The sequence below is a fragment of the Chlorogloea sp. CCALA 695 genome (assembly GCF_003003885.1).
GTDB lineage: Bacteria > Cyanobacteriota > Cyanobacteriia > Cyanobacteriales > Chroococcidiopsidaceae > Aliterella.
In genome coordinates this window covers 18,326-44,003 of sequence record NZ_PVWN01000037.1, presented here as the reverse complement: position 1 = coordinate 44,003, position 25,678 = coordinate 18,326, and the positions used below count along the sequence as shown (strand labels likewise).

General features: G+C 42.8%; 30 protein-coding genes. 9 read left to right on the top strand and 21 right to left on the bottom strand.

What is annotated here, in order from left to right:
• From C7B70_RS28830 to C7B70_RS16915, 6 genes are all read left to right on the top strand, one after another.
• Positions 1-346 (top strand): hypothetical protein (locus tag C7B70_RS28830; RefSeq protein ID WP_369831894.1); only part of this gene is annotated, 346 nt, incomplete at its 5' end.
• The gene (locus tag C7B70_RS26420) at positions 346-516 is read left to right on the top strand and encodes a hypothetical protein (RefSeq protein WP_158260512.1); all 171 of its coding nucleotides are present in this window, start codon (positions 346-348) and stop codon (positions 514-516) included. The genes C7B70_RS28830 and C7B70_RS26420, both read left to right, overlap by 1 nt.
• The gene (locus C7B70_RS28825) at positions 440-691 is read left to right on the top strand and encodes a transposase (RefSeq protein ID WP_106370188.1); all 252 of its coding nucleotides are present in this window, start codon (positions 440-442) and stop codon (positions 689-691) included. Before C7B70_RS26420 ends, C7B70_RS28825 begins: the two co-directional genes overlap by 77 nt.
• Before the next feature lie 134 nt (positions 692-825).
• Complete coding sequence (gene drmC / locus C7B70_RS16925; protein ID WP_199192321.1) at positions 826-1,542, top strand: DISARM system phospholipase D-like protein DrmC; 717 nt, start codon at positions 826-828, stop codon at positions 1,540-1,542.
• Positions 1,543-1,631: 89 nt separating this feature from the next.
• Positions 1,632-1,925 carry a type II toxin-antitoxin system RelE/ParE family toxin gene (locus C7B70_RS16920; protein ID WP_106370182.1) on the top strand — a complete coding sequence of 98 codons (294 nt, stop codon included), beginning with the start codon at positions 1,632-1,634 and terminating at the stop codon, positions 1,923-1,925.
• Between the two features lie 25 nt (positions 1,926-1,950).
• Positions 1,951-2,253 (top strand): HigA family addiction module antitoxin, encoded by a 303-nt coding sequence (locus tag C7B70_RS16915; RefSeq protein WP_106370181.1) that lies wholly within the window; start codon positions 1,951-1,953, stop codon positions 2,251-2,253.
• Between the two features lie 239 nt (positions 2,254-2,492).
• On the opposite strand, the gene C7B70_RS27085 is transcribed toward C7B70_RS16915, so the two are convergent.
• Positions 2,493-2,846 (bottom strand): hypothetical protein, encoded by a 354-nt coding sequence (locus C7B70_RS27085; protein ID WP_199192320.1) that lies wholly within the window; start codon positions 2,844-2,846, stop codon positions 2,493-2,495.
• 454 nt (positions 2,847-3,300) lie between these two features.
• The gene (locus C7B70_RS16905; RefSeq protein ID WP_233220968.1) at positions 3,301-4,515 is read right to left on the bottom strand and encodes an acetamidase/formamidase family protein; all 1,215 of its coding nucleotides are present in this window, start codon (positions 4,513-4,515) and stop codon (positions 3,301-3,303) included.
• A 528-nt stretch (positions 4,516-5,043) separates the two neighbouring features.
• On the opposite strand from C7B70_RS16905, the gene C7B70_RS26015 reads away from it, so the two are divergent.
• Positions 5,044-5,223, top strand: a complete 180-nt coding sequence (locus C7B70_RS26015; RefSeq protein ID WP_146134081.1) for a hypothetical protein — start codon at positions 5,044-5,046, stop codon at positions 5,221-5,223.
• Between the two features lie 161 nt (positions 5,224-5,384).
• Here C7B70_RS26015 and C7B70_RS16900 read toward each other — a convergent pair whose 3' ends face one another.
• From C7B70_RS16900 to C7B70_RS16865, 8 genes are all read right to left on the bottom strand, one after another.
• Entirely contained in the window at positions 5,385-6,077 is a 693-nt protein-coding gene (locus C7B70_RS16900) for an urease accessory protein UreF (RefSeq protein WP_106370180.1), read from the bottom strand.
• A gap of 71 nt (positions 6,078-6,148) precedes the next feature.
• Positions 6,149-6,658 carry an urease accessory protein UreE gene (locus C7B70_RS16895; RefSeq protein ID WP_106370179.1) on the bottom strand — a complete coding sequence of 170 codons (510 nt, stop codon included), beginning with the start codon at positions 6,656-6,658 and terminating at the stop codon, positions 6,149-6,151.
• Positions 6,655-7,512: an urease accessory protein UreD gene (locus C7B70_RS16890; protein ID WP_106370178.1), complete on the bottom strand. Its 858-nt coding sequence runs from the start codon at positions 7,510-7,512 to the stop codon at positions 6,655-6,657. Before C7B70_RS16890 ends, C7B70_RS16895 begins: the two co-directional genes overlap by 4 nt.
• Positions 7,509-8,132: an urease accessory protein UreG gene (ureG, locus tag C7B70_RS16885; RefSeq protein ID WP_106370177.1), complete on the bottom strand. Its 624-nt coding sequence runs from the start codon at positions 8,130-8,132 to the stop codon at positions 7,509-7,511. The genes C7B70_RS16890 and ureG overlap by 4 nt, the downstream gene beginning before the upstream one ends.
• A 6-nt stretch (positions 8,133-8,138) precedes the next feature.
• Positions 8,139-9,851, bottom strand: a complete 1,713-nt coding sequence (gene ureC / locus C7B70_RS16880; protein ID WP_369831895.1) for an urease subunit alpha — start codon at positions 9,849-9,851, stop codon at positions 8,139-8,141.
• Complete coding sequence (locus C7B70_RS16875) at positions 9,848-10,228, bottom strand: urease subunit beta (RefSeq protein ID WP_106370175.1); 381 nt, start codon at positions 10,226-10,228, stop codon at positions 9,848-9,850. Before C7B70_RS16875 ends, ureC begins: the two co-directional genes overlap by 4 nt.
• Before the next feature lie 13 nt (positions 10,229-10,241).
• Complete coding sequence (locus tag C7B70_RS16870) at positions 10,242-10,556, bottom strand: urease subunit gamma (protein WP_106370174.1); 315 nt, start codon at positions 10,554-10,556, stop codon at positions 10,242-10,244.
• Positions 10,557-10,769: 213 nt separating this feature from the next.
• Positions 10,770-12,539 (bottom strand): iron uptake porin, encoded by a 1,770-nt coding sequence (locus tag C7B70_RS16865; protein WP_106370173.1) that lies wholly within the window; start codon positions 12,537-12,539, stop codon positions 10,770-10,772.
• Between the two features lie 125 nt (positions 12,540-12,664).
• Between C7B70_RS16865 and C7B70_RS16860 the strand changes: the two genes are divergently transcribed.
• Positions 12,665-13,066: a glutamyl-tRNA amidotransferase gene (locus C7B70_RS16860; RefSeq protein WP_106370172.1), complete on the top strand. Its 402-nt coding sequence runs from the start codon at positions 12,665-12,667 to the stop codon at positions 13,064-13,066.
• On the opposite strand, the gene C7B70_RS16855 is transcribed toward C7B70_RS16860, so the two are convergent.
• The gene (locus C7B70_RS16855) at positions 13,047-13,736 is read right to left on the bottom strand and encodes a cysteine hydrolase family protein (RefSeq protein ID WP_106370171.1); all 690 of its coding nucleotides are present in this window, start codon (positions 13,734-13,736) and stop codon (positions 13,047-13,049) included. The genes C7B70_RS16860 and C7B70_RS16855 overlap by 20 nt on opposite strands.
• A 207-nt stretch (positions 13,737-13,943) precedes the next feature.
• On the opposite strand from C7B70_RS16855, the gene C7B70_RS16845 reads away from it, so the two are divergent.
• A protein-coding gene (locus tag C7B70_RS16845) for an ISKra4 family transposase (RefSeq protein ID WP_106370185.1) occupies positions 13,944-15,025 on the top strand; the annotation gives its coding sequence in 2 pieces (ribosomal slippage) (positions 13,944-14,100 and positions 14,100-15,025; 1,083 coding nt in all).
• Here the strand turns inward: C7B70_RS16845 and C7B70_RS16840 are convergent.
• The 10 genes from C7B70_RS16840 to uraD all read right to left on the bottom strand — a co-directional run bounded on the left by C7B70_RS16840 (position 14,996) and on the right by uraD (position 25,677).
• Positions 14,996-15,286: a cupin domain-containing protein gene (locus C7B70_RS16840; RefSeq protein ID WP_106370170.1), complete on the bottom strand. Its 291-nt coding sequence runs from the start codon at positions 15,284-15,286 to the stop codon at positions 14,996-14,998. The two genes, C7B70_RS16845 and C7B70_RS16840, sit on opposite strands and share 30 nt — an antisense overlap.
• Positions 15,286-16,845, bottom strand: coding sequence for an ABC transporter ATP-binding protein (locus tag C7B70_RS16835; protein ID WP_106370169.1), 1,560 nt, complete (start codon positions 16,843-16,845; stop codon positions 15,286-15,288). Before C7B70_RS16835 ends, C7B70_RS16840 begins: the two co-directional genes overlap by 1 nt.
• A gap of 10 nt (positions 16,846-16,855) precedes the next feature.
• On the bottom strand, positions 16,856-17,539 hold the full coding sequence (locus C7B70_RS16830) for a cysteine hydrolase family protein (protein ID WP_106370168.1): 684 nt from the start codon (positions 17,537-17,539) through the stop codon (positions 16,856-16,858).
• A complete protein-coding gene (locus C7B70_RS16825; RefSeq protein WP_106370167.1) occupies positions 17,523-18,557 on the bottom strand; it encodes a formamidase in 1,035 nt (344 codons plus the stop codon). Before C7B70_RS16825 ends, C7B70_RS16830 begins: the two co-directional genes overlap by 17 nt.
• A gap of 16 nt (positions 18,558-18,573) precedes the next feature.
• A complete protein-coding gene (locus C7B70_RS16820; RefSeq protein ID WP_106370166.1) occupies positions 18,574-19,500 on the bottom strand; it encodes an ABC transporter permease in 927 nt (308 codons plus the stop codon).
• Between the two features lie 30 nt (positions 19,501-19,530).
• Positions 19,531-20,628 (bottom strand): ABC transporter permease, encoded by a 1,098-nt coding sequence (locus C7B70_RS16815; RefSeq protein ID WP_106370165.1) that lies wholly within the window; start codon positions 20,626-20,628, stop codon positions 19,531-19,533.
• A gap of 2 nt (positions 20,629-20,630) precedes the next feature.
• On the bottom strand, positions 20,631-21,812 hold the full coding sequence (locus C7B70_RS16810) for a BMP family ABC transporter substrate-binding protein (protein WP_106370164.1): 1,182 nt from the start codon (positions 21,810-21,812) through the stop codon (positions 20,631-20,633).
• Positions 21,813-22,170: 358 nt separating this feature from the next.
• The gene (locus tag C7B70_RS16805; RefSeq protein ID WP_106370184.1) at positions 22,171-23,631 is read right to left on the bottom strand and encodes a uracil-xanthine permease family protein; all 1,461 of its coding nucleotides are present in this window, start codon (positions 23,629-23,631) and stop codon (positions 22,171-22,173) included.
• Positions 23,632-24,263: 632 nt separating this feature from the next.
• Positions 24,264-25,169, bottom strand: a complete 906-nt coding sequence (puuE, locus tag C7B70_RS16800) for an allantoinase PuuE (RefSeq protein ID WP_106370163.1) — start codon at positions 25,167-25,169, stop codon at positions 24,264-24,266.
• Positions 25,170-25,179: 10 nt separating this feature from the next.
• Complete coding sequence (uraD, locus tag C7B70_RS16795; protein WP_106370162.1) at positions 25,180-25,677, bottom strand: 2-oxo-4-hydroxy-4-carboxy-5-ureidoimidazoline decarboxylase; 498 nt, start codon at positions 25,675-25,677, stop codon at positions 25,180-25,182.
• Position 25,678 lies beyond the last annotated feature (1 nt).

Below are 25,678 nucleotides of genomic sequence, written 5' to 3'. Positions count from 1 at the left end.
TGGTTTCATCATTGTGGTCTGTTTTTCAGCCCTATTAAATAGCTCTTTTTGTGGCTGGTTTGATCGCAAATTGCTGTTAAATCGCTTGCAACAAAGCGCCGACTTCCCAATCAAATCGATTGGGAAGTACATTTTATCGATAGCACCATTGTCCGCGCTCACCAACACGCCACCGGAGCAAAAAGGGGGAACAACTTGCAGGACAACAATCGCTCAGTGTCCAGGATTTTCAAGCCCAAGAGGCACTCGGACGCTCAAAGGGCGGCTTCAGCACCAAAATCCATATCCAAGCCGAAGGCATGGGCAAACCAATGCAGTTTGTCTTAACGCCAGGACAATGCAGTGATGTCAAAGGATTCTCCCTGCCTTAATACTGCACTAAAGGTTAAGCGCATTAGGCGAGGAAAACCCAAGCAACGCCCTCGTTATTTATTAGGCGATAAGGGCGCTTGTCGCGCAGAGGATTCGTCGTACTTTACGTTGTCAGCACACCACGCCCATCATCCCCAAGCGTAAAAACGCTAAACACAAACCTCGCTTCAATCGTGGACTGTACCGAGAGCGCAACCGCATTGAACGGCTAATCAATCGACTCAAGCAGTTTCGTCGGGTCGCTACTCGTTATGAAAAACGAGCCGAGAATTATCTAGCAATGCTGACGATTGCAGCAATTCTTATTTGGTTGAAATAGCTCATTACGCTACATCCAGACTTTGCAGATACGCCCTAGACTTTCTTTCACTTTAATGGAGGTAATGCCAGCCATTGGGACAACCCTAAACTACACTTCTGAGTTTACGTCATTTGTCACTTTATCAATTTAAATTGGTATCAGCTATTGCTAGTTATATTCCAGCAGCACTGAGCCAAGAAATGCTTGAAAAACTCAATTGTTTAAGTGCTGAGGGCTTGTCGTGCAAGCATATTGCTTACATTCTGCGGCTGTTAGCTGCCGAACCCACGGTATCTCAAGAAATGAGCGATCGCATCAACTTAGTATGGAGCGGTCCAGAAACAATCGGTTCCCAAAGTCGAGATACTAGCATTGTCGTGTGCGAACTGTTTAGTGCGGCTAAAAAAAGCGTGCTTGTTTCTAGCTTTGCAGTTGATCGGGGCGAAAAAGCTCAAAAATTGTTCCAAGTTCTTGCCGAACGAATGGATGCTAATCCGCAACTTGAAGTCCAGATGTTTCTCAACATTCATCGTCCTCATGGCAGCCAAGTAGTAGATTTAATCTTACTGCGAGAGTTTGCGAACACCTTTCGTCAGGAAATTTGGTTGGGGAAGCGATTGCCACAAGTTTTTTACGACCCGCGATCGCTCTCTATAAATACTCAACAAAAAGCTTGCTTACACGCTAAATGTATTGTTGTAGATAACCAGCATTCATTTATAACCTCAGCAAATTTTACTGAAGCTGCTCACGAGCGCAATATTGAAGTAGGGGTGTTACTAACCGATCCAGTAATCGCTCAATCTTTACTAATGCAATTCAATTCGTTGTTGACTCAAAATATATTGCGCCTTGTACCTGGTCTTTGACAATTGCTCACTTTTAGTACAAACATACTATAAACTATAGTTTGCTATGCTGTAGCACGATAGCATGATGACCGTGATAAGGTGTTAGTATGATATTGTCTTTTAAGGACGTAGGCACTCAAGATATTTTTAATGGTGAAAATACAAAGTCCGCACGTAAAACCTGCCCTCAAACTTTATTTGATGTGGCATTTAGAAAGTTAGACCAAATCGATTCTGCCGTTGAACTGAATGACCTTCGCGTTCCACTAGGCAATAGATTGGAAGCCTTGAAAGGCGATCGCACTGGTCAGCACAGCATTCGGATTAATGACCAGTACCGTATCTGCTTTATTTTGACAAACAATGGTGCTACTGAGGTTGAAATTCTTGACTACCACTAAAAACACTTATTTACAGGCAACTAAGATGGTTCGCATTCCTACCCACAGAGTTCCAACGCATCCTGGAGAAATGTTGAAACAGGAGTTTCTTGAGCCTCTAAACATTACGCAGGTTACTCTTGCTCAAGAGATTGGAGTTTCCTACCAACGGATTAATGAGATTATTAATGGTAAAAGGGGAATTACTGCTGCAACTGCGTTGCGCTTGGCTAAATTCTTTGGAATGTCACCCGACTTCTGGCTAAACCTTCAGCTTCGATGGGATTTGTACCATGCACAAAAGAAGGAAGCAGCAGAAATAGAGAAAATTGAGCCGCTAAAATTGTAGAAATTAACACAGTTATTTATAAAAACCTCTTATGCTTTAAAAGGTTGACTCCACCTCTGCCAATTTTCTTTATTGAACGGCGATCTCCACTTTTCAATCAGTCCTCGCTCCATCTGCTGCCTGACCCTTGTTTGCACAGGCGCATCCCACCAGAACGCTATATTGACTACACATGAGAGTCCGTGCTGGTAATGCAGGCTTTTGTAATTATCTAAATACCTTTTACAGTCGTGAGTTCCTTACCAGCGTTTGTTACTCCCGCACGTCTCACCGATGTATAAAACTAACCCAGCCGCACTATCTACCACAAAATATATACACGCCTCACCTGGGCTATCCGCTGGTAAGCGATAAAAAAACATTGGACATGGGCGGAGCTTAAAAGGGTCTATTTTGTCCAGGTCAAAGTGCGCCTTAGTCACATTAAACAAAGTCCCTTTCACAGGCTGATTTTCTTTGGCTCGTTGCTGGTGAGCAGAAATTTTTATCTTCCACTCTGCTAATGCGTCCGCATCCATGCTTAGGCTTTCTGGTTTGCTAGCACTCGTAGGAATCGCAATGCCTGCAAACAGCTTAAGTTGATTGGTTTCCAAAAGATTAACTTTAGTTCCAACTAAGTCATTATAAATCCCCTAGAACTAATGCGATCACCCTCTAGTTTTTGGGAAAATCGTAATACAAGAGGTGAGCGCTTTTTAAGGCGATTGAAATTGTGGTGAATTCTGTTTTTCTTGTAATTCCTCGGATATCACTGCAATCAAAGCATCCTGCTGGTTTCTCCTTGCTCCAAAGGGTTAATAGAAACTTAAAAGTCTAATTGCCATTTCATGACAACCTTTTTAGCATTACGTCTCATTAGGTCGCACCTATTGCCTCCCTTTAGGAAACTTGGTTTAAGTAGTAAGTCGGGGAATGTCAATAGTGAAAATACTTAATTCCTCTAGCTGATGCAGCAAATAATTCAGTAAATTTGCTGTATTTAATCAAACCCCTTGTTAAGAAAATGCACGCGCCTAATGAATGAAAACTCTCAAAAAGTCATGTTTTCTATTGCTGCAAGCGTTTTCCTTGTTTTAATTCTCGGAACAATTGCTTGGGGATTGTGCCATGAATTCCTTTGACGATATCTACAACTTGGGATACGTCAAAATCAATTGCCGCACTACCAAATAACAGTGCATCTTGTTTGGTCATACCATACTTTTCACTAGCAATATCTAGGTATTCCCGTACAGATTTCTTCATAGCTTCATCTAAATCCTTATCCAAACCAATTGCAATCCAAGCATCTTTGGTTTCACCCATTGGTGTATTTCGTTTCATATTTTTGTGGACAATTAGCTCAAAGGTAGGAGTCAAAGAACACTCAATCGCAGTTAAAGCAACTTCACCATTTCCTTGAGCGCAGTGCGGATCTCCTGAATAAAAAAGCGCCCCTGGAACTTGTACAGGTAAATACAAGCTGGAACCACGCCCTAACAGTTGAATATCAACGTTACCACCATAGTTTCCTGGCGGAATTGAATTCGCTGCTTCTTCCCGATTAGCAGGAACTACTCCCATAAGACCTATAAACGGTCTGAGTGGGATTTCTAAAGGAGGTAAATTATTTTCAAGCTGAAAGATACCTACTTCGCGTCTAGCATCAATGGCGATAACTTTGGAATAGACAGGAGCATTGTTTATCGGGTATTCGTTAGGAAGCGCACCTTTGCTATGACGATTAGAAATCACGCCGTAAGGAGATCTATAATCAATTCCAATCGTTTTAATTTCTAGTACGTCTCCTGGTTGTGCGCCTTCTACATAAACTGGCCCCGTAATTACGTGAGGACCTGGACCAGTCTTTTTCACCGCTGCTTTTACCCGCGTCTGATCTGGTAAAATTTGACTTTTAGAAATTGCGCTTTTTGTGTTTTGCGGAATTCCACCTTGGGCGAAGAATGCAACTGTGTCTCCCTGATCTGGCAATATGCCTTCATGAGAAACTGTCTGCATGATGATGCGATCCCCTGACTTAACTCGTAAAATCGGACGGCTATCTGGCTTGAATAATTCTCCCCAAATTACGTTTTCAGAAGTAGACAATACCTTGTAAGTTTTACTTGCTGCACTTACGGGTGACGACAAAACCGCAGTTAGGCATAATAGCATTATTCCTATTACTCCCGCTATAAGTTGCCAATGGCGTTCTCCTCTAGCTTTTATTTGTAAGAGAATATTGTATTGCCACTGTACTAATAATTCTTTACTTCTTTTCACTTTTTTCTTCCTCACATTAATGATTATTATTACTTGTTAAAAATTATAAATTTGATAAAACTACTACTTTTTTACAACAGAAAATGTCCAAGTAATTTTTCAAGTCATCAAATACTTCTTAGGAAATACTTGTAATTTTTCTAAAATGAAAGCATCAAATTTAATTTCCTAATCTCTATTGGTTCTATTTATAACAAGTAGGTTGGCGCAATTAAACTTACAATGGTTTTCAATCATTGCAAAAGTTTCAGGCAAAGCTATCTTATATTTGATTCGGCCCACCTACTTACAAACTGTTTCCAAGTTTGTATTAATCAATACAGTTAGGCGACAAAATTTTTTGAGAACAAATAATCTTAGCAAAAGGAAGTTAGTTATGTAGCCACTTCAGCTATTTCAGCTATGAAATTGGCAAAGCAAACATAAAAAAGCACACAAAATTAATTAAAAAAGTGAATAAGTTTCAATATTATAGTTTTGTATGATTACTCTTCAGTTTTTGGAAAGACTAGAACTGTAGGGAAAATCATGCCCGGAGCCACTTCTGACTTCGCACCTTATGAGCCACTTCCCCGTCGTCCTAATTCCCTCATCAATCTAACAAGCAAAGTCAGCGCGTCTACCGACACCCATCTTCACCGAGTCCCTACCCCAAGACCCTTAATGTGGTTTCAAAACTGCGATGATTTCGGGTCGGAGAGATTATGATTTTAGATCGCTACAATTAGTCTTGATAGCAGAGCAGGAATTATCAGCAGAAAAGGAGCTTTATGCAACATAATCCATACAAGCTCTGCTATTGCTGGGGTTTTGTTGATAGTGAGTGCTTTATTAAAACTGAAGTTTACAGTCCAAAAATTTGAGAATGATTAATTAGCAAATTGCCTTTGGTTAAGGTGTTTGTGGCGCATCTGAGCAATATCTATAACTGGAGTACAAGAGCGCATATCCTCTAAAGTCATATTTGAAGCATTATTAATAATCGGTTCGATATCTAGGGTGATCGCATTTATTACCACCTGTGCTTGAATATGTCCGATTACCCCTAAACGAATTGCAGCAAGTGCCAAACTGGTAATAAAGCTATGCACAAAAGCCAGCACAGTATCGCTTTCACTTAACAGTACAGTGCGCCCAAGTACAGCAAATATTACTGGATGCAAGCATTGAATTGTGCCTGCGGCTGTATCGGTTGCTAAAGTTTCTAGTTGAGTGTCCTGCCAAATTGACTGAGCTACCATTAATAAAGCTCTACCACTTTTGCGCTGTGCTTCGCGGGTTTGGGCAATGGTCGTTGAAGCAAATAAACGCAAGTCAGCGCGACGAATCTCTACCAAGTTATTGTTTACACTAGCGCGATGGGCATGGAGTAAAGCCACTAAGTCAGATGTACCTATCTTGTTGTACAGCAGCAGTCGGAGAAATTCTTGGAAGTCGTCAGCCGTTTTAATTTGGCCAGAGTAAACTAGCGATTCTAAGCCGTGAGAAAGTGTAAAAGAGCCTGACGGGAAAGCTGAGTCAGATAGCTGCATCAGCGCCAGTTGACGAGCAATTAAGGGCATTTTAGTGAGGATGAGGTAGTTTTTGCAGAGGTAATGATTGTTAGTTGTTTGAATACAACTCGGTATTAGCGTTAGTGAGAGTGAGATGAAAAAACAAGCTTTTGATCGGGCGAGCGCGATTCGTAGCTGACGCATAAGCCAGGAATATTAAATTGTTCAATCGTCGCCACTATTACTTCTTGTGGTGCTACAAGTTCGACATAAATCTTACCCGCATCTAGCAAAATGGGGTAGTGATGGTTGCCCAGTACGTGACCTAAATGAATAAGCTCACGTGCGCGATCTCCTACAACGCCAGTAAAACTAATAACAATTACTTTTTGCGCTTCTATATGTACGACCAACAACTGCCCCTGTTCAGTTCGAAATATATCACCTGCGTTTAAAGAGACTTCGCGTTCTTTGATAATACCTACCGCAACACCAGAAGTTGAATGAGTATAGATGCGCCCTTTAGAATTATTATCTGGATGCAAATACACCTCCAAACAAGAACCTGCAACGCGCTCCTGCTCGATTTGCCGTGCTAAAGTTGCATCAACGTTATAGTTACCCAACCAAGTGCTTGCTATTTGAGTCATTTGGGAATCTCTGGTAAAGCTGGGCGGTTTCTTAATTTCCGTACGCAGTTGAGAACGTGCTGAATATAGATTTTAATTATTCCGGTACTTTCTGCCATTACTCTAATTATTAACCCGTTGCAGTTTGGTAAAGGAGAACTAGCTAAGGCGATCGCACTCTTTCCATGTACGATAAAACTTTCAAGCTCTGTACTCAACTTTTTTAGTTCAACTTCTGGCAGTACAAGAATTAAGTTAGCAATTATTGGTAGGACAGAAAAAATTTTACTATGACAAAACGGGTTAAGTTTGCCCTCTAGTCGCATAGTATCAGCAAAAATTAGGTCGTCGGATGGCGTATTTACTTCCATGCGGCTAAAGTAATATTGAAAATTATAAAACTCTCCTCTTGCCAACCTTCCAGGTACAATAATCTCGCTAATAAATAGTTGTCCCGTCGGATGGAGTTTGACGTTAATACTTTGCTCTAATGCTGAGTCGGGATAGAAAATTAAAGGTTCGCACTCAAATTCTAAACTAGCTTTGTCTCCTACTTCAATTTCATAGCAAGTTTTAGCCAATTCGCCTACAGGCATACTGTGTACTTTGGTTGCAGCTTGGTCGGTTAAGTACAAATTAGTACCTGCATCCAGTTTGAGCGCAATGCGTAGATTGTCTTTTGCTAACAACCCCGGTGAGGAATTCATGATGTAAAGGTAGATTTGGTTTAAATCCGCAGGCGCGAGAGCCAGAGGACGCGATAGACGATAGGGATAGGTAACGTACTGACGGCGCACGTAGGGAAACCCGTTTTGGCAGTCGTACCCCATCCACAAAAACAGATGCTTGTCTAAAATTTCTATGGCAGCATTCATAAATTACTGCTACGAAATAGCAAGGTTTCGCAAATATAATCTACTACCCGATCTAACCCTTCACCCGTTTTACAGTTAGTATAGGCGACGGCTTTATCAATTCGGCGATCACTTGTTTCTTTACGAATCAAGTCTAAGTCTGCTCCGACATAGGGAGCAATATCAATTTTATTAATTACTACTAAGTCTGCTTGCAAAAATCCCGCCCCATTTTTACGGGGAATATCATCCCCTGCACCTACATCAATCACAAAAATGTAAGCATCTACTAAGTCATAACTAAAAGTAGAAGCCAAATTATCGCCGCCACTTTCCACAAAAATTAGATCGAGTTGGGGGTAGGCTATTTCTAAGTCTTTAATCGCCAGCAAATTCATGGTGGGATCTTCGCGGATTGCTGTGTGCGGACAGCTACCTGTTTCTACGCCGACAATTCGCTCGGTGGGCAAAAAGCCTTTACGCTTGAGACGCATCGCATCTTCAGTGGTAAGCAAGTCATTAGTGACAACGGCAAGCTCTATTCCCTGCTTCATTAATAAGGGTATTAGGCACTCCAAAAGGGCAGTTTTACCACTACCGACCGGGCCGCCCACACCTAACCGCGCTACGGATTTTTTCATAGATCCTCACCTAAACATATACAGCCGACCGAGGGAGACAACGCTTACAGGTTCGCAAGTCGCTATTTCGCCATTAACTCGAACTTGAAAAGTATCGGGATCGACTTCTATTTCAGGGCAAGCACTATTGTGTAACATGTCTGCTTTAGAAAGTCCTCTCGTCCCTTTTACTGGTAACAGTTTTTTGTTTAAACCTAGTTTTTCTGGCAGCCCTTTATCTAAAGCCGCCTGCGTTACAAAACCCACCGCAGTAGACTGGCAAGCTTTACCAAAACTACCCCACTGCGGACGATACAAAATTGGTTCGCAAGTCATCAAGGAAGCATTAGATTCACCCATTGGCGACCAAGCGATAAACCCGCCTTTAATTACTACTTCTGGTCTAACACCAAAAAATCCAGGTTTCCACAGCACAATGTCCGCAAGTTTTCCTGGCTCAATGGAACCTACATAGCTATCAATACCGCAGGTTTTAGCCACGTTAATTGTATATTTTGCTAGGTAACGCAGAGCGCGGCGATTGTCGTTTTGCTGACTGTCTTCGGGTAATGTCCCGCGTTGGTCTTTCATTTTTGAGGCTAACTGCCAAGTGCGGCGAATCACTTCCCCAATTCGTCCCATACCTTGACTATCAGAACCCAGCATACTAATTGCACCCATATCGTGCAAAATATCTTCGGCGGCGATAGTTTCGGCGCGAATTCTCGATTCAGCAAAGGCTACATCTTCCGGTACTTTGGGATTGAGATGATGGCATACCATCACCATATCTAGATGTTCGTCAAAGGTATTAACAGTATAGGGATTAGTGGGATTGGTTGACGAAGGCAAGCAATGAGAATAACTTGCAACTTTGATAATATCTGGAGCATGACCACCACCTGCACCTTCGGTATGATACATATGAATCGTTCGCCCAGCAATCGCAGCTAAGGTATCTTCAACGTAGCCGGACTCGTTTAATGTATCGGTGTGAATTTGTACTTGAAAGTCATATTGGTCGGCGACAGATAAGCAAGTGTCAATCAGTGCAGGCATTGCACCCCAATCTTCATGAATTTTTAGCCCAAATGCCCCGTTTTCAATCTGTTCTATCAAGCTACTAGGTTTACTAGAGCTACCCTTGCCTAAAAACCCAAAGTTAATCGGAAACGCCTCTGCTGCTTGGTGCATCAGCCCTAAATTGTAAGCACCACTAGAGCAAATACCCACTGTAACAGGTCCTAAACCCCCGCCTAGCATGGTAGTTAACCCGCTAGAAAGGGCTTCGGCGCAAAGTCCCGCACTATCAAAGTGGACGTGACAATCAATGCCGCCAGGAGTGGCAATCAAACCTTCCCCAGCCCGCACATCTGTATTGGCACTAATAATTAAATTTGGCGTAACTCCGTCCATGATGCCAGGATTGCCAGCTTTACCGATACCGACGATTAGACCATCCTTAATCCCAATATCAGTTTTAACAATTCCTAAAATCGGGTACATTAAAACAACATTAGTAATTACCAAGTCTAGCGCTCCCTCCGCCCCAGGAACTCCCGGAGCCATCCCTAGTCCATCGCGGAGGGTTTTGCCGCCGCCAAAAACGCATTCATCCCCATATACTGTGGTATCGCGTTCGACTTCGATAATTAAAGAAGTATCGGCTAGACTTATGCGATCGCCTGTAGTTGGCCCAAACATTTCTGCGTAGCGTTCGCGGCTCATTTCCATATTTATTGCTCCTCTTGATTGCTAAAACCATTTGCAAGCATTTTTTCTATCGCCCGTCTGCGCGTATCTTCGTTGTCTAGGTCGCCGTCTACTAAATTATTGAGTCCGTACACTTGACGATTGCCAGCCATAGCTACTATTTGCACTTGTTTGGTATCTCCAGGTTCAAATCGTACTGCTGTCCCAGCGGGGATATCTAAGCGGAAACCCAAAGCTGCAACTCGGTCAAATTTGAGGGCTTTATTAACTTCAAAAAAATGGTAGTGGGAGCCAACTTGAATCGGGCGGTCGCCAGTATTGGCAACGGTAATCTGTTTCAACTCGCGATCGCAATTAAGCTTAATTGAGCCGGAAGCGCAGAGAATTTGACCGGGAACTGTCATAAATAAACATTGCCTACTTATTTGCTGTGCCGATAGGGTTATGAATACTCACTAGCTTAGTGCCATCGAGGAAATGTGCTTCTACTTGAATCAAAGGGATCAATGTAGCAACTCCCGGCAAAACATCGTCATTCGTCAGAATAGTTGCACCTATAGACATTAATTCTGCTACTGAGCGGTCTTCACGAGCGCCTTCAATAATAAAATCGGTGATGTAGGCGATCGCTTCGGGGACATTGAGTTTTAGTCCTTTGTCCTTGCGCCGTCTGGCTATTTCGGCGGCGGTAAAAATAGTTAGTCGGTCTAATTCGTGGGGCGTTAGGTACATAAATTCAATAGTTCTAAAAACTACGGCATTGAATCGTTAACCAGCTTGACGTTGTGTAACAGAGAATAAAGAGAAAACTACCAATGGCAGGATTATACCTCGCATGCCTCTGTCCTTGATCAAAGCTCAGGAACCATCGCAAGACGCTATGCTATTCCAAATCGTCGGAGATGTTGAGAGTTTCAGTGCGATCGTTCATTTACTATTCTCTTTCTAGAAACTAAACTGAGCGCGTAAATTGGCTACATAGATATTGGGGTTGCCACTAAAATTGTTGGGATTGGCAATGAGGTAAAATGCGGGGACAAGGGCGATATTCTCCGTCAATGGATAAAAGTAATTTGCTTCAAACTCATACTGAATACCACCATCACCACCACCAGAAATTAGGTATTGACGACCATCTAAAATCGAAAATGGGATAATGTAGGAAAGCGTGAATAATGTTCCCTCCTTGCCTAAGTTAGGCAAAGCAATCCCGGCTTGAATTGCTTGGGCGTTGATGTCTTGGTCAATGGGGTTTAAGTTGGTACTGGCATAGGTGTAGCGTCCGAAGATGCCGAAGCTTCTGGCGATTAACCAATCAAAGTTGAACTCAAAGACATCCGCCATAGAACTATCAAGCCCACCATTAGCGACTTCTCCAGTGATGGGGTTGAAAACGGCGGAAACACCATCATCGGCTACCCCTTGATAAGTTGAATCGGAAATAGCACCGCCAACTACTCCATTTATTTGTTGGGTACGAGCGCGATTGTACAAAAATCTAAGGTTTAGGCGATCGCTTGGTGAAAATGTTACTTCGGCGGTGGCGGTATAATTGCCCCCAAATAAACCAAAGTTGGGATCGCTAGAAGTATTAAATCCTGGTGCTATGGAATTGGACAGAAATTCGTCATTTTCGCCTAAATAACCTACAGCTAATCGAAACTGTTTGCTTGGTTGCCAAATTGCTACACCTCCCGAACCGCGATCAATAGAGTTTAACAAGGTACTGCTATTGGAGTCAAAACTGTTTGCACCGTTCAAAATGAAGGTAAAAGCATTGTTATCAAAGTAGCGATACCAGTTAATTCGAGTTCCGAGTACCACCTGAAGCGTGTCAGCGATAGGAAATTGATAAAACAATTCTCGAATGACAACAGTATTGCCTTGTCCTTGGATACCAGCAGTTTGAGCGAAAAAGGGAACGCCAAAAGTATTGTAAAGTCCCGCCGAGGTAAATTGATTCGCTGGGGAGTCGCCATTTCCGGCGGCTAGTTGCACGACTAAACTATCTTTACCTGTAAAAGAAGTATTAAAACTTAGCCACACTAAGTTACTTAAAGTAACTTCGGGATCGTCGGTTCTAGTGGCAACAACGGGTCTAAGCGTCACGGCATCTCGCGCCGCGCGTCTGGCTACAACCCCGCCAAAGCTTGCTGGAGGAGCTAATTCTGTGGATTCTAATAAAACATCATCTCCGGCAAATGCTCCGGTTATGTTAGCCCAAACTAGCCCAGTTAACTTGGTAGTTGTGGAAAACTGATTTGCTTCTAGTTCTGCGGTTTGAACTTCTAATACATCTATACGTCCTCTAAGACTTGCAAGTTCTGCGGCAAATTGTTCTCTTAATTGGGCGATCACAATTAAATCTTCTTTAGTAACTAAATCTGTCGTTGCCGTAGCAATTAATTCATTAATCCTGTCTAAGCAAGCATTTAAACCCGCCGCGAATTCATACCTGGTTAAAGTGCGGTTTCCTCGATAAGTACCATCAGGATAACCTGCAATGCAGCCGTAGCGCTCTACTAGCGATTGCAAAGCCTGAAATGCCCAATCGGTCGGTTGAACGTCGGATAACTGCGAAACCGAGGTAACTTGCGCCATTGCGTTATCTTGTTCAACTGGTGCGAGTTCTGCTTTAACGCTTGATAAAATTAGCCATTGCGTTGCTAACACTGCGGAAAATTGTAGTAATACACTCAAACAAAATTTTGTCATTTCTCCTCACATTGATAATTGGGAATATAGCGATCGCGCATGATTCGTAATCATTAACCGTAGGGGCGCAATTGATTAAAGAAATGCCAGTAAAATCGGTACATATTTTTTCGGTAAAATTAACTATGGAAAATGTGCAACTTGCGGTAAATGGAACTTTGATGTTTGGGTTAGAATTGAACGGTAACTTATTAGCTGTTGGGGCGGTATTTGTCCGAGAGGCATTTACAGAAGCAAGTTACTGTTTGTGGTCAATTGACGATCGTCATCCTGCCATGATTAAAGTTAAAACCGGAGGAAATGCGATCGCTCTAGAAATTTGGAATGTTCCTAGCGCTGGATTAGCGCAAATTCTCTGGAAAGAACCACCAGGATTGTGTATTGGTAAAATATGTTTAGCAGATGGTGAAATAGTGTTGGGAGTTCTGGGCGAACCGAGTTTGTGTGACGGTAAGCGAGAAATAACTTCTTGGGGCGGTTGGCGAGAGTATATTAATAATTCAGGGATTAAGCAAAAGTCAATTTAGCTTGCCAAGTTCTTAAACCTTGTAAAACCTCTGCTGCTGTTGCTGTCCAGCCGATAATAGCGCCTTGAGCGCAAATCATCTCCAAAGTAGCTTGTTTAAAATCGGGAAAGTAACTAGCTGTAGCATCTTCTACTAATAAACACTCAATACCGCGATCGTTTGCTTCTCGCATAGTTGTTTGAACGCAGACTTCGGTTGTTACTCCCGTAATAATTAAATGGGTAATTCCTTGTTCGTTCAACAATTTTTCTAAATTAGTTCGACAAAAAGCTCCTTTACCAGGCTTAGAAATTACAAACTCTCCACTGGCAGGACTAAGTTCGGGAATAATAGCGTTACCTGGTTCGCCCAAAACTAAAATCCGTCCCATTGCTCCCACATCGCCAATTTTGAGATTTCCTCTACCTCGTTGCCGCTTAGAATTAGGACAATCGGATAAATCTGGTGCATGACCTTCAATAATATGAAAGATTGGCAACTGCAAGCTGCGAAATGTCTGTAATAGTTGCTTTACTGTTGGTACAATTTGACGTAAGTAACTGATATCGTTGCCTAAAGCTTCGCCAAAACCCCCCGGTTCTAAAAAATCTCGCTGCATATCAATAATCAGTAGTCCTAGACCTTTGACAGGTAACTGGTAATCGTAAGGTTGAGCAGATATTAAGACCATATAGATATGGGTTTTTCCCAAATAACTAGAACAATACAACCGGAATCGCTGGTAACACTGTGGTTGCTTTGAGGTGGATTGATAACGAGAGTCCGGGAGCATCTCACTTTTGCAATAAGTATTAATACTTAAGATATTCAAGGGAATAGGGAACTAGAATCGCAGCAAAAATGTAGGATGAGTAAAAATAGACATGACGTGCAGGATATGACCCCAGAGAAAGCTAAAGAACTAAAAGCCTATTTACAAGCTATTGCTGCCATTCTCTATGAGGAAACCCTACCAGAGAAATTGAATACCTTAGAAGAAATTGAGCAGACAGTGCGCCAAAAGGTACTCAAGCACGTTAGTCCAGAAATTGGTGTTTTTTTATCCGAGCGGTTACAGGGACAACCGTCGGTAGAACAAGACAATTAAAAAGCAGCATTGGGGTTTTGAAGCTTACGAAAAACCAGGCGAAAAAGCTAGAAGTGAAATCAAACACGCAACTAAGTCCACATTTAGAAAAATGCTGTTTGCTACTGAGTGCAAATGTATCCTATGCCAATACTGCTAGAGATTTGGAAAGCCTTACAGGTCTGAGAATATCCCACAGTACGCAGCAAAGACTTGTCCAACGACATAAGTTTCCAGAAGTCTGGGTCAATCAAGAAGTAGAAGAGTTGACCGTTGATGGAGGAAAAGTTAGGCTCCGCACCCCCAAAGGTCAAGGGTGTGAGTGGAGAGATTATAAAGCTGTAAATCTTGACGGACAAGCAGTTGCCGCCTATTTCCAAGATAACAAAGCTCTGCTCCATTGGGTGAATCAGCAACAACTGTCAGAAATTCTCACCTGTATTGGAGATGGACATGATGGCATCTGGAATTTGGTCGCTGGGATTGCCACCAGCGACAGCCGTCTCGAAATCTTAGACTGGTATCATCTAGTAGAAAATCTCTATAAAATCGGTGGCGACAAGAACCTTTTAGCAAGGGTAGAAGCCTTCTTGTGGCGGGGAAATGTTGCCGCAGCTATTGCCGAATTTGACTATTGGTCACATCCTCAAGTAGAAAATTTTATTGCCTATCTTTATAAGCATCAGTCTCGTATCCCCGATTACTGGTATTTTCAGACTGAACAGATTAGTTCGATTGGCTCTGGGGCAATTGAGTCCACCGTGAAACAGATTGGTAGGCGTGTGAAAATCTCCGGCGCACAGTGGAATAGACAGAATGTGTCGCAAGTTCTCTTTCATCGCACTGCTTATCTTAATGGAATGCTATCTACAACTAACTATTTGCAAAAGTGAGATGCTCCCGAGAGTCCCCGCTAAATGTTCGCCATTTTCATCGGTTTGCGAACCGGAAAGCACGAAAATGTATTCAAAACCTTGATGATCGTGTCTGGGAACTTTGGCTAGGGGTTGATATCGCAATAGCGCCGCCGCCGCACTTGTACCGTCCCCATAAAGTCGGTAAATTTCAACGCCATCGCGGAAAGGTTGCCAGGGTAATTCCTCTTGGTGCGAGGTAATATTGAGTAAGTCTTTGAGAATTAAAGTTGATTCCATTAGTGTCCCGCCATGCTTTTACCAATAGTTGCAAAATCTGCTTGGGAAGTCGCACTTTCATAGACAAATTTGCCTTCGCTAATTACGACAATGCGATCGCTTAGTTTTAATAGTTCGTCCAAGTCTTCGCTTACTAGCATCACCGCTACACCTCGATTTCGCGCTTCGACAATTTGGGAGTGAATATAATCTACTGCCGCAAAATCTAAGCCAAAGCAAGGATTAGCCGCAATGAGTAAATTAATCTGTTCCGCCGCGAGTTCCCTTGCAAGTACCGTCCTTTGCACGTTTCCCCCGGACAAATTTCCGACAGGTGTATCTGCTGAAGGAGTTTTAATCGAAAAAGTTTGGATTAAACTTTTAGCCGCACTTCGGATTGCTGACATCACAAGTAACACTCCGCCAAGAGATTGAGGCGACTTGTCAAAGGTTCTAAAAGCGAGGTTTTCTGCCACACTCATAGAAGCTACGCAAGCATTGCGTAAAGGTTCTTCTGGTAGTACAAATACTTTGTGTCTAGATATCTGTTCGCGGTTAGCTTTATAAGCTTCTTTATTTACTAAAACTTCTCCAGAAGTAGCCAAACGTTGACCTGCCAAGACTTCTACTAATTCCCTTTGACCATTGCCTGAAATTCCCGCAATACCGACAATTTCCCCACTGTGGACGCGAAGATTAACTCCAGCAACGGCTTCTGTACCATTATCTTTGTTGGCATGAAGATTTTTTATATCTAATACAGGGTTAACTTCGGTAGTTTCTACCTTGGCTACTTGTGTGGGCGATCGCCTTTCCCCCATCATCATTTGCGCCATATCTGCAACGGTTAACTCTTTTACTAATCCACTTCCGGCAAATTTGCCTTTACGCAAAACAGTAATTTCATCTACAAAAGCCGTCACTTCCCGGAACTTATGACTAATCATTAATACGCTCAATTGTCCTAAATTGACTTGTTGGCGCAATAATCCCAAAACTTCATCGGCTTCAACGGGCGTTAAAACTGAAGTTGGTTCATCTAAAATCAAAATCCGATTTTTTAAGTACAGTTGCTTGAGAATTTCGAGTTTTTGCTTTTGTCCCGCCGCTAATTGAGTAATGGGGATATTTAAAGGAATCTGAAACGGAGCGGTTTGCATAAAAGCATTTAATTCTCGCTTTTCGGTTTTCCAGTTAATCAAATTAGGGCTATCAAACTTGGATAAAACTAAATTCTCGGCAACAGTCATCGCTGGTACAGAGGTAAAATGCTGATAAACCATTCCTACACTGTACTTGTGAGCATCGCGGGGACTATCGATTTGACGTACTTGATTATCAATCAATACTTCGCCAGAGGTGGGAGTATAAAACCCCATTAGGCATTTAACTAAGGTACTTTTACCTGCGCCATTTTCACCCAATAAAGCGTGGAAACTGCCCGGTTTGAGCGTCATTGAGACGTTATCTAGGGCCGTCATTGTCCCAAACTTTTTTGTCATATTCACTACGGCTAATTCTGGGGGACTTAGGTTGTTGAGACGTAGCATTGTAGTTGAATTGTCTATAGTTTTTGCCATTATTTACACCTTATTGGCTAATAGCTTGAATAAATGCAGTGGAAGATGCGATCGCCCCAAACACTCCTCCTTGCATTTGAATCATTTTTAGAGCGGCTAAATGGTTGCTGTAATCGGTGGCGGCGGTGCAATCAGTAAGAAGTAAACATTCATAACCGCGATCGTTGGCATCACGCATTGTTGTATGTACGCAGACATCGGTAGTAATGCCTGCAAGTACAATGTTTTGGATATTTTGACGTTTTAGCAACAAATCTAAGTCGGTGGCGTAGAACGAACCTTTACCGGGCTTATCTATGACTACTTCCCCTGGTGCGGGGGCAAGTTCGCTAATAATTTCCCATCCCGATTCGCCGCGCACTAAGATGCGACCACAAGGGCCATTATCGCCAATTCCTGCTCCTATTTGACGCGATCGCCATTGTTTGTTTTCTGGTAAATCGCTTAAGTCGGGGCGGTGTCCCTCGCGGGTGTGCATGACGTGATAACCAAGACTGCGCGCTACTGCTAAAACCTTTTTAATCGGTTCAATGGGTGCGCGGGTCAAAGATAAGTCGTAGCCCATCTTATCCACATAGCCGCCAACTCCACAGAAATCTGTCTGCATATCAATGATTAGCAGCGCTGTATTTTCTTTTCGCAAGTCACCATTAAACGGGTATAGATAGGGTTCAGCCTCAACAAAACGTCCCATCTTTAGCCTCCGTTAATACACTGTTTGGCTCTTGATAAGTTCGCGTGGGAGGAGGAAAACCGCAGGAAGTGCCATCGGTATGAATTACCTCGTCTTCCCAAGGCAATCGATAGCATCCGTTAACTAAGTCCTGCATATAAGTGTAAGGACAGTCTTGTGCGCCGCCTTTTACCGCCACGTAGCCGCGATGACCAAATTGATAAATGTTGTTTTCAACACCCCAATGTCGCCGCGCTTCCTTGACTAATTTGGGTCGCACTTCTGCTGTAATAATTTCATCAGGACGGCTGCTACCTGTAACTATAGGTGTACCATCAAAGCTGACAATCATCCCTTCGCCCATTGAGTCAAAACTACCATCACTACCGCACATACAAACGGAAGCTGTGTACATTAAGTTGCTAAAAGCATTAGTTTGATTGGTAATTTGCCAAGAATGACGAATTGGGGCGGTATAGCCTGCGGTGCGGAGCATAATATCTGCTCCTTTGTAAGCACATTCGCGCGCCATTTCTGGAAACATCCCATCGTGACAGATAATTAAAGCAAGCGTGCTACCGTTTGGGCCTTCGCAGACAGGAATACCAAGGTTTCCAGGCTCCCAAGGTTCTACAGGAATCCAAGGATGTAACTTGCGATAATAAAGTTTAATTTCTCCCTCGTCATCGATAATAATGCCGCTATTGTAAGGGTTGCCATGGGGGTTAAATTCCATAATTGAGAAGCAACCCCAGATTTTATTGTCCCTACAGGCAATTTGAAAAGCAGTTACTTCTGAACCATCTAAGCGACACATAATTTCTGGATTAGTGTCCATTGATAAGCCATGTAAGGCGTACTCTGGAAATACGACTAAATCCATTGAGGGTAAATTACGCCGCGCTTTGCCTACTAAATTACAAATGCGCTCGCATTGTGCTGTTAAATGGTCTGGAGTAACTACCGTAGGCAATTGCAACTGTACAAGTCCAATAACTACGCCGTCTGGTGACTTATTTAAACCGCCTAGTCCACTCATTTTTTGTCCCCTAATTTTAATTAACCGTTCCCAAAGATCCTGGCGCACCCGTCAACTTTCGTTTGGGCGAACACGTAAAAATCATGATTAGCAAAGTCAAGATGTAGGGCGAAGCATTAAATAAGTAGTAATAAGAATTCACCCCCACCGATTGCAAAGCCGGGCCAATAGCTTGTGCGCCGCCAAATAACAACGAAGCATACAAGCATTGAATTGGATTCCATCGAGCAAAAATTACTAAAGCAACCGCCATTAATCCTTGTCCGCTAGAAATGCGTTCTGTCCAACTCCCAGGATAGTAAAGAGATAAATAAGCCCCACCAATTCCCGCTAAAAAACTTCCAGCAACGATACAAAGCATTCGCACCTTAGAAATTGAGATTCCCATTGCTTTTGCTGCGTCGGGACTATCGCCCACCGCCCGGATATATAAACCCCAACGAGTTGATTTAAAAAACCACTGCATTAAAGGAGCTACTAATACGCCGATTAAAAATAACGGGCTAATTTTAAAAGCCGATTCTACTTGAGGTAAATTGCTCCAACTGCCTAAGTCTAGAGTTGGCAATTGAGGTGCAGCAGGTTGGATAAAAGGTTTGCCAAAAAAGAAAGCAATCCCACTACCAAAAATAATCATTGCAATACCCACTGCAATATCATTGACTTTGGGTTGCTGCGATAGCCAAGCATGAATTAATCCCAAAACCATCCCCGCTAAACCTGCAACTAATACACCCAGCCAAGGCGAACCCGTAAGATAAGAAATTGCATAAGCACTCATAGCGCCAGTTAATAGCGTTCCTTCCAAACCTAAATTTATCTTGCCGCTTTTTTCTGTCAAACACTCACCCAGACTAACAAAGAGAAAGGGAGCGCTCCCCCGTAAAGTACCTGCTGCGATCGCTAATGGTACACCCCACCAGCCCAATGATTCTGTAGCCATTTTGATAATTGGTAATTGGTAAATTGATAATTAAACAGCAACGGTTGGTTGCGCTCCTGGCGGACTTTTAGCTATTTGTCGCTCTTTAAATATTGCCAAGCGTCCATAAAGAGACTCGCTGTACAACACCACTAAAAAAACTAATCCTTGAAATACTAAAACTGTTGCATCGGGGAGGTTGTGAATGCGTTGTAAAATTCCCCCACTAGCTAAAATCCCACCAAGTAAAACTGCTACCAAACTAGCCGCCAATGGATTGTAACGAGCAATAAAAGCAACTAAAATCCCTGCATAGCCATAGTTAGAATTTAAAGATTCATTCGCTCTCCCTTGAACCGCCGCAACTTCTACCATTCCCGCTAATCCCGCGCAAGAACCCGCTAAAAAACAAATTGCCATCGTCAATTTGCCTACAGGTAAGCCTACAATCTTTGCAGCGCGGATATTTCCCCCCGCAGTTCGAGCAGCAAAGCCAAAAGTAGTACGCTTAATTAAAAAGTACGTTGCTACGCAAGCAATTAACCCGTAAATTAGCCCATAATGCACGCGAGTACCGGGAATATTGCCCAGCATATCCGCCGCCGCAAGAGGGTAACTTGCAGCTTTATTTAAACTACTAGGATCGCGCAATGGCCCGCCAACGAGATGATTGAGTAATGCGATCGCAATATAATTTAAAAGCAAGCTACTAATTGTCTCGTTCACTCCTCGGTAGTAACGCAAAGCCCCTACCAATGCTATCCACAAACCACCACAAATAATCCCCGCTAGAGCCATCGATAGCTGCACTACTATAGAAGCTGCTCCAGACAAGCCTAAACCCACCACTATAGCCCCTAAACCACCCACAACGAGCGCCCCCTCATTGCCTATAATTATTAATCCTAGCTGGGCTGGAAGGGCTGTACAGAGGGAGCTTAACATTAACGGTGCAGAGCGAATTAAGGTATTTTGGAAGGAATACCAACTGCCAAAAGCGGCTTTATAAATTGAGGCATACACTCCAAAAGGGTTTGCACCTACAAAAGCACAGAAAAGTCCAAATAGCACCAATGAAAAAGCAATAGCTGCAACGGGTATGCAAATCGATTCTAGAGTTTTACGCCACAAGTTGTAATTATTAATCATGTTTAACCTTGGACATTGCCAATAACGCCTGCGGCTAACCAATTCATTTTTTCTAATTCCGCATCTTGCTGTTTGCGTTCTTTACCTGCGGGGATTACCACTTTGCCTGTATTGTCTTTAACTTCTCCTTTGTAAATCACCATGCTGCCATCAAGAAACTTTGCTTTAGCCGCATCCGCATCTTTTTTGGCGGCGGCACTAACAGCAGTACCATAGTCTGATAATTTCAAAAAGCCGTCTTTTAAACCGCCACGTACTATATGCGGAATCCCTCCATTCATCAGCGTTTTACCACTGCGAATCATATCAGCGTATCTAGAATATATATTTGTCCAGTCCCATTCCGCCCCTGTTAAATAACCTTTTGGTGCTAGGGCAAGTTGATTTGCATGATAGCCACTAGAGAAAATTCCTCTTTTTTCTGCCGTTTCCATTACAACTTTAGGGCTATCTACGTGACAGGTAACAACATCTATGCCCTGATCTGCCATACTATTAGCTGCTTCTGCTTCTTTAACAGGTATTGACCAATCTCCGGTAAAAATTACTTGGGTTGTGACGTTCGGTTTGACACTGCGCGCACCTAGAGCAAAACTATTGATGTTACGCAAAACTTGGGCGACGGGTTTGGCAGCAATAAATCCCAATTTGCTACTATTGGATGTATGAGCAGCAACAATACCTGCTATGTATTGAGCATCATCAATATAGCCAAAGTAACTACCAACATTGTTGGGATGCTTCCCTTCTTCATAACGTCCACCACAGTGTAAAAATTGTACTTCTGGGTACTCTTTGGCAATTTTGAGAATGTGGGGGTCAAAATAACCAAAAGATGTCGGAAACAAAACAGTTACTCCGTCTTGCTCGATCATATTCCGCATTGTTTCTTCTACGGAAGTATTTTCTGTAACATTCGCTTCTTCTACAGATTTCACCCATTCTAGTTTGGAAACTCCGGCTTTTCCTTGGGCGTGAGCTTGATTGTATCCATAGTCATCTTTAGGTCCAACATAGATAAATCCCATAACAACGGGCGAACTTGCGCCTGTTGAAGTCGCTTGAGTTTGTTTTCCGGCACTGCAACCAGTACCGAATTTTGTTGTAGTTGCAAAAGCCGTAGTAGCTAAAATACCTCGGATAAATTGACGGCGGCGTATGTATAGAAAATTGCTATCGCTCATAATTATTGGCTCGCCTTTGTTAAAAACACTGAGTTTCTATCGCCTTTGGAAAAGATACTAGCAGGAAAATACAAAGTTGCGGCTGCTAAAAAATCCGCTCAAGTGTCTGATTTTGTAGGGACTAGCCAGAATCTGCAATATTCAACCAAAGGGCGAACGCTAATTTTTGCTTTTTGAAATGCTTACCCAGCAAAGATTTCGACCTGGATTGCTCCCTATGACAGACTCGCTAGTTTTGCCTCTGGTAAAAGCAGTACCATTTTGTTGAAGATTTCGAGTTTAATTTTGACTTGCGCTCTTTAGCACTGCCCCCTATTATTGGAACTAACTTTTCCCTCAAACCAACATTGAAACACTTCTATATGTCTGCAATCTCCCCATCCTCTGAAACTACCGTATCTGCTGATGTTGGATTTTGAGGTAACAGCCAACTGAGAAGAATAGCTGTTAAACCACCTGTCGAAGTAGCCGAGGCAAACATATTCTTGATAATAGGGGGCTGATTTGTAAACAACTCTGGTACGAACACTACACCCAATCCCAACGCTAACGAAACTGCAATGATAATCGTGGCACGACGATCTAAATTTTCTGATGCAATAATCTTGACTCCAGCAACAGCAATCGAGCCAAACATAACCGTAGTTGCTCCACCTAAGACGGGTTGGGGAATGGACTGGAAAGCCCCACTGACGATGGGCAACAGTCCTAATAGTGCCAAAATACCAGCAACAAAAAATCCAACGTAACAACTGCCCACACCAGTCATTTGGATGACACCTGTGTTTTGGCTAAAGGTAGTAATGGGAAAGGTATTGAGCAATGCTGCTAAGGAGGAATTTAGACCATCTGCCAGCACGCCAGCTTTAATCCGGCGGATGTATACGGAACCTTTAATAGGTTCTCTGGAGACAACGGAAGTAGCGGTCATATCACCCACAGATTCAATGGCAGTTAGCGGATAGAGAATCAAAAATGGAATTAGGGCGCTGAACTCGAAACTCATGCCGTAGCGGAACGGAACAGGCACGCTAATTAAGGGAAGATTGCTGAGAATATTAAAATTGACCATGCCCATAAATGCGGAAACAATATAGCCAGCGAGCAAGCCAATGGCGATCGCTCCCATCCTGATATATTGATTTTTAGCAAGCGTCAAAACGATTACAATCAAAAATACGCTACCACCCAGTGCCAGGTTCTGAGCATTCGCAAACGTATTATTTTGCAATGCCACCGTACCGCCCGCCATACTTGTAATACCTGTTTTGAGCAGACTCAACCCAATTAGCATCACTAGGGTTCCCGACACGATCGGCGTGACAATTTTGTTGAGCAGGTGCAAAAAGCGACTTAAGATTACATTGGCGAACGCACCAAAGAAGCAAACACCGAAGATCAGTGCTAGTGCCTGTTCTGGTGTCCTTCCGGCTTGAATAGCCGTGCCTGCCACTCCCAAAATAGCACCGAGAAAGGCAAAGCTAGTACCCTGCAAGCTGAGCAAACCCGACCCTATAGGACCAAAGGTTTTGCACTGAATAAAGGTGCAGATGCCAGAGGCAAACAGCGACGTACTGATAATAAAGCTGGTATTAGCAGGATCGAGTCCTATGCTGTTGCTGATAATCAAGGGTGGTGTTACAATTCCGACAAACGCCGCTAAGACGTGCTGTATAGCAACAAAAATCGACTCAACTACTGGCGGTCTGTCGTATAGTCCATAGATCAGTTCTGAACCTGTTGCCGATATCTCTGGAAAACCTTGGGCTTCAGGTAAGCCAGATTCCTGGGAAATATTAATCTGTTTTCGCTGTGTCATATTTTTGCGCTTGTCTCCCAAACTTCCTTGCACGCTTTCTTTAAAGCTGGATCACCGTACTGTAAGCGAGAGTTATGGCACTAAGATGTATCTCAAATTACATAACTAACTCGACTTGGTAGTGCTAAAGATGTAATGATAAAAAAGTAAAGTTTCTTGCTGATTGTTTCCGATCATGCCTGCTTGTCCCATCTGTGCCTCTTCTCAAACTGTCAAAATAATTAGTCGTCCCTTTTTTTTGACCAAGCCCCGACTTGTTGGCAGACCGATGTATACAACTTATTAAAGTAGGTTTGTAACCATCGCATTTGACACACCAGTAATTCTAGCGATGCCTGCCAGAGGTAGTTTCTCTGATAACAACTTATTTATTAATTCTTTAGTCTCCTCTCCAATTATCTTATTTTGAGGATTACGAACAAAGTAACTATCACACTACTTGCACTTAAAATTTTGGTTGCCATTGTGAATAAAGCCGTTTTTAACTACTCTATTAGCATCACAGCGCGGACAGAAGATGATGTTTTCTAACATAGTTCTTTTTAGAATTCTCTAAACTATATCCTTACCTATTCAGGACTACCGTTTATTTCTCTAGCTTTGAGTCTAATAAAGTTAATTCATTAACTTTGTTAAGGTTTGTGATGCTGATGCCAGTGACGAGCAATATCGATGCGGCGGCAAAGCCAAACGCAATCGCGTCCTTGGATATAGTCGAGAAAACGAGCTAGAGAAGCAAATCGTCCTGGTCTACCAATGAGGCGGCAATGCAGCCCTATACTCATCATTTTTGGGGCAGTTTCGCCCTCCGCGTACAACACATCAAAGGCATCGCGCAGATAAGCAAAAAACTGATCGCCGCAATTGAAACCTTGGGTGGTAGCAAAGCGCATATCGTTGTTATCAAGAGTGTAGGGAATAACTAAATGAGGTTTGTCATAGTCATGCACCCAGTAAGGTAAGTCATCAGCGTAGCTATCTGAGTCATAAAGAAACCCACCCGCTTCTACTACCAAACGTCGAGTATTGGGACTGTTGCGCCCAGTGTACCAGCCGAGCGGGCGGCTACCTGTAATAGCAGTGTGAATGGCGATCGCTTTAAGCAAATGTTCCCGCTCCATATCCTCGCCAAAGTATTTATAGTCAATCCACCGATAGCCATGACTTGCAATTTCCCAATCGGCTGCAATCATTGCTGCTACAACTTCTGGGTTGCGCTCTAACGCCATCGCTATGCCATAAACGGTAACAGGTATAGTGCGCTCAGTAAATAAGCGGTGCAGTCGCCAAAAGCCTGCTCTACTGCCGTACTCATAAACCGATTCCATATTTATATGTCGCAATCCGATTAGTGGTTCTGCGCCTACAATTTCCGATAAAAATGTTTCGGAAGTGCTATCCCCATGAAGAATACAAGTTTCGCCACCTTCTTCATAATTAATCACAAACTGCACGGCAATCTTTGCTCGATCTGGCCATTTTGGATCGGGCGAGTTGCGTCCGTAGCCAATCATGTCTCGTGGATAAGATTTTGACATTTTTGATCTCTTACTCGACTAAATTTAGAGTGCGAAACCAAGCAATTTTGTTTATTTGGGCGATCGCACTAGCTATTTCTACTTCTACAGTATTTTTCAAACGGCGCTCAAACTCATCTAAAACACTGTCTTTGGTGTGATTTTTAACAGCAATTATAAATGGAAAGCCAAATTTGTCCTTGTATGCCTGATTGAGCAATTGAAAGTAATCGTACTCTTGAGCAGTTAATCTGTCTAAACCAAGTCCAGTTTGTTCTTCGACGGAATTTTCTGCCATTAAAGCCTTACTACCTAGGTCAGGATGCACTCGAATTAAAGCTAGTTGCTCATCAATGCTCATTACGCTGACTACATCGACCATTTTTTGGTGTAATTGAGTTGCATCTACAAACGGGCGATAATTCCAAGCTTTTTGAGCAATTTGTGGTGTATGTTCAAATACCGTCCCCAAAACATTGACAAATTCCTCTTGACTCATTTGGTTTAACTGAGTGATGGACTTAAACATA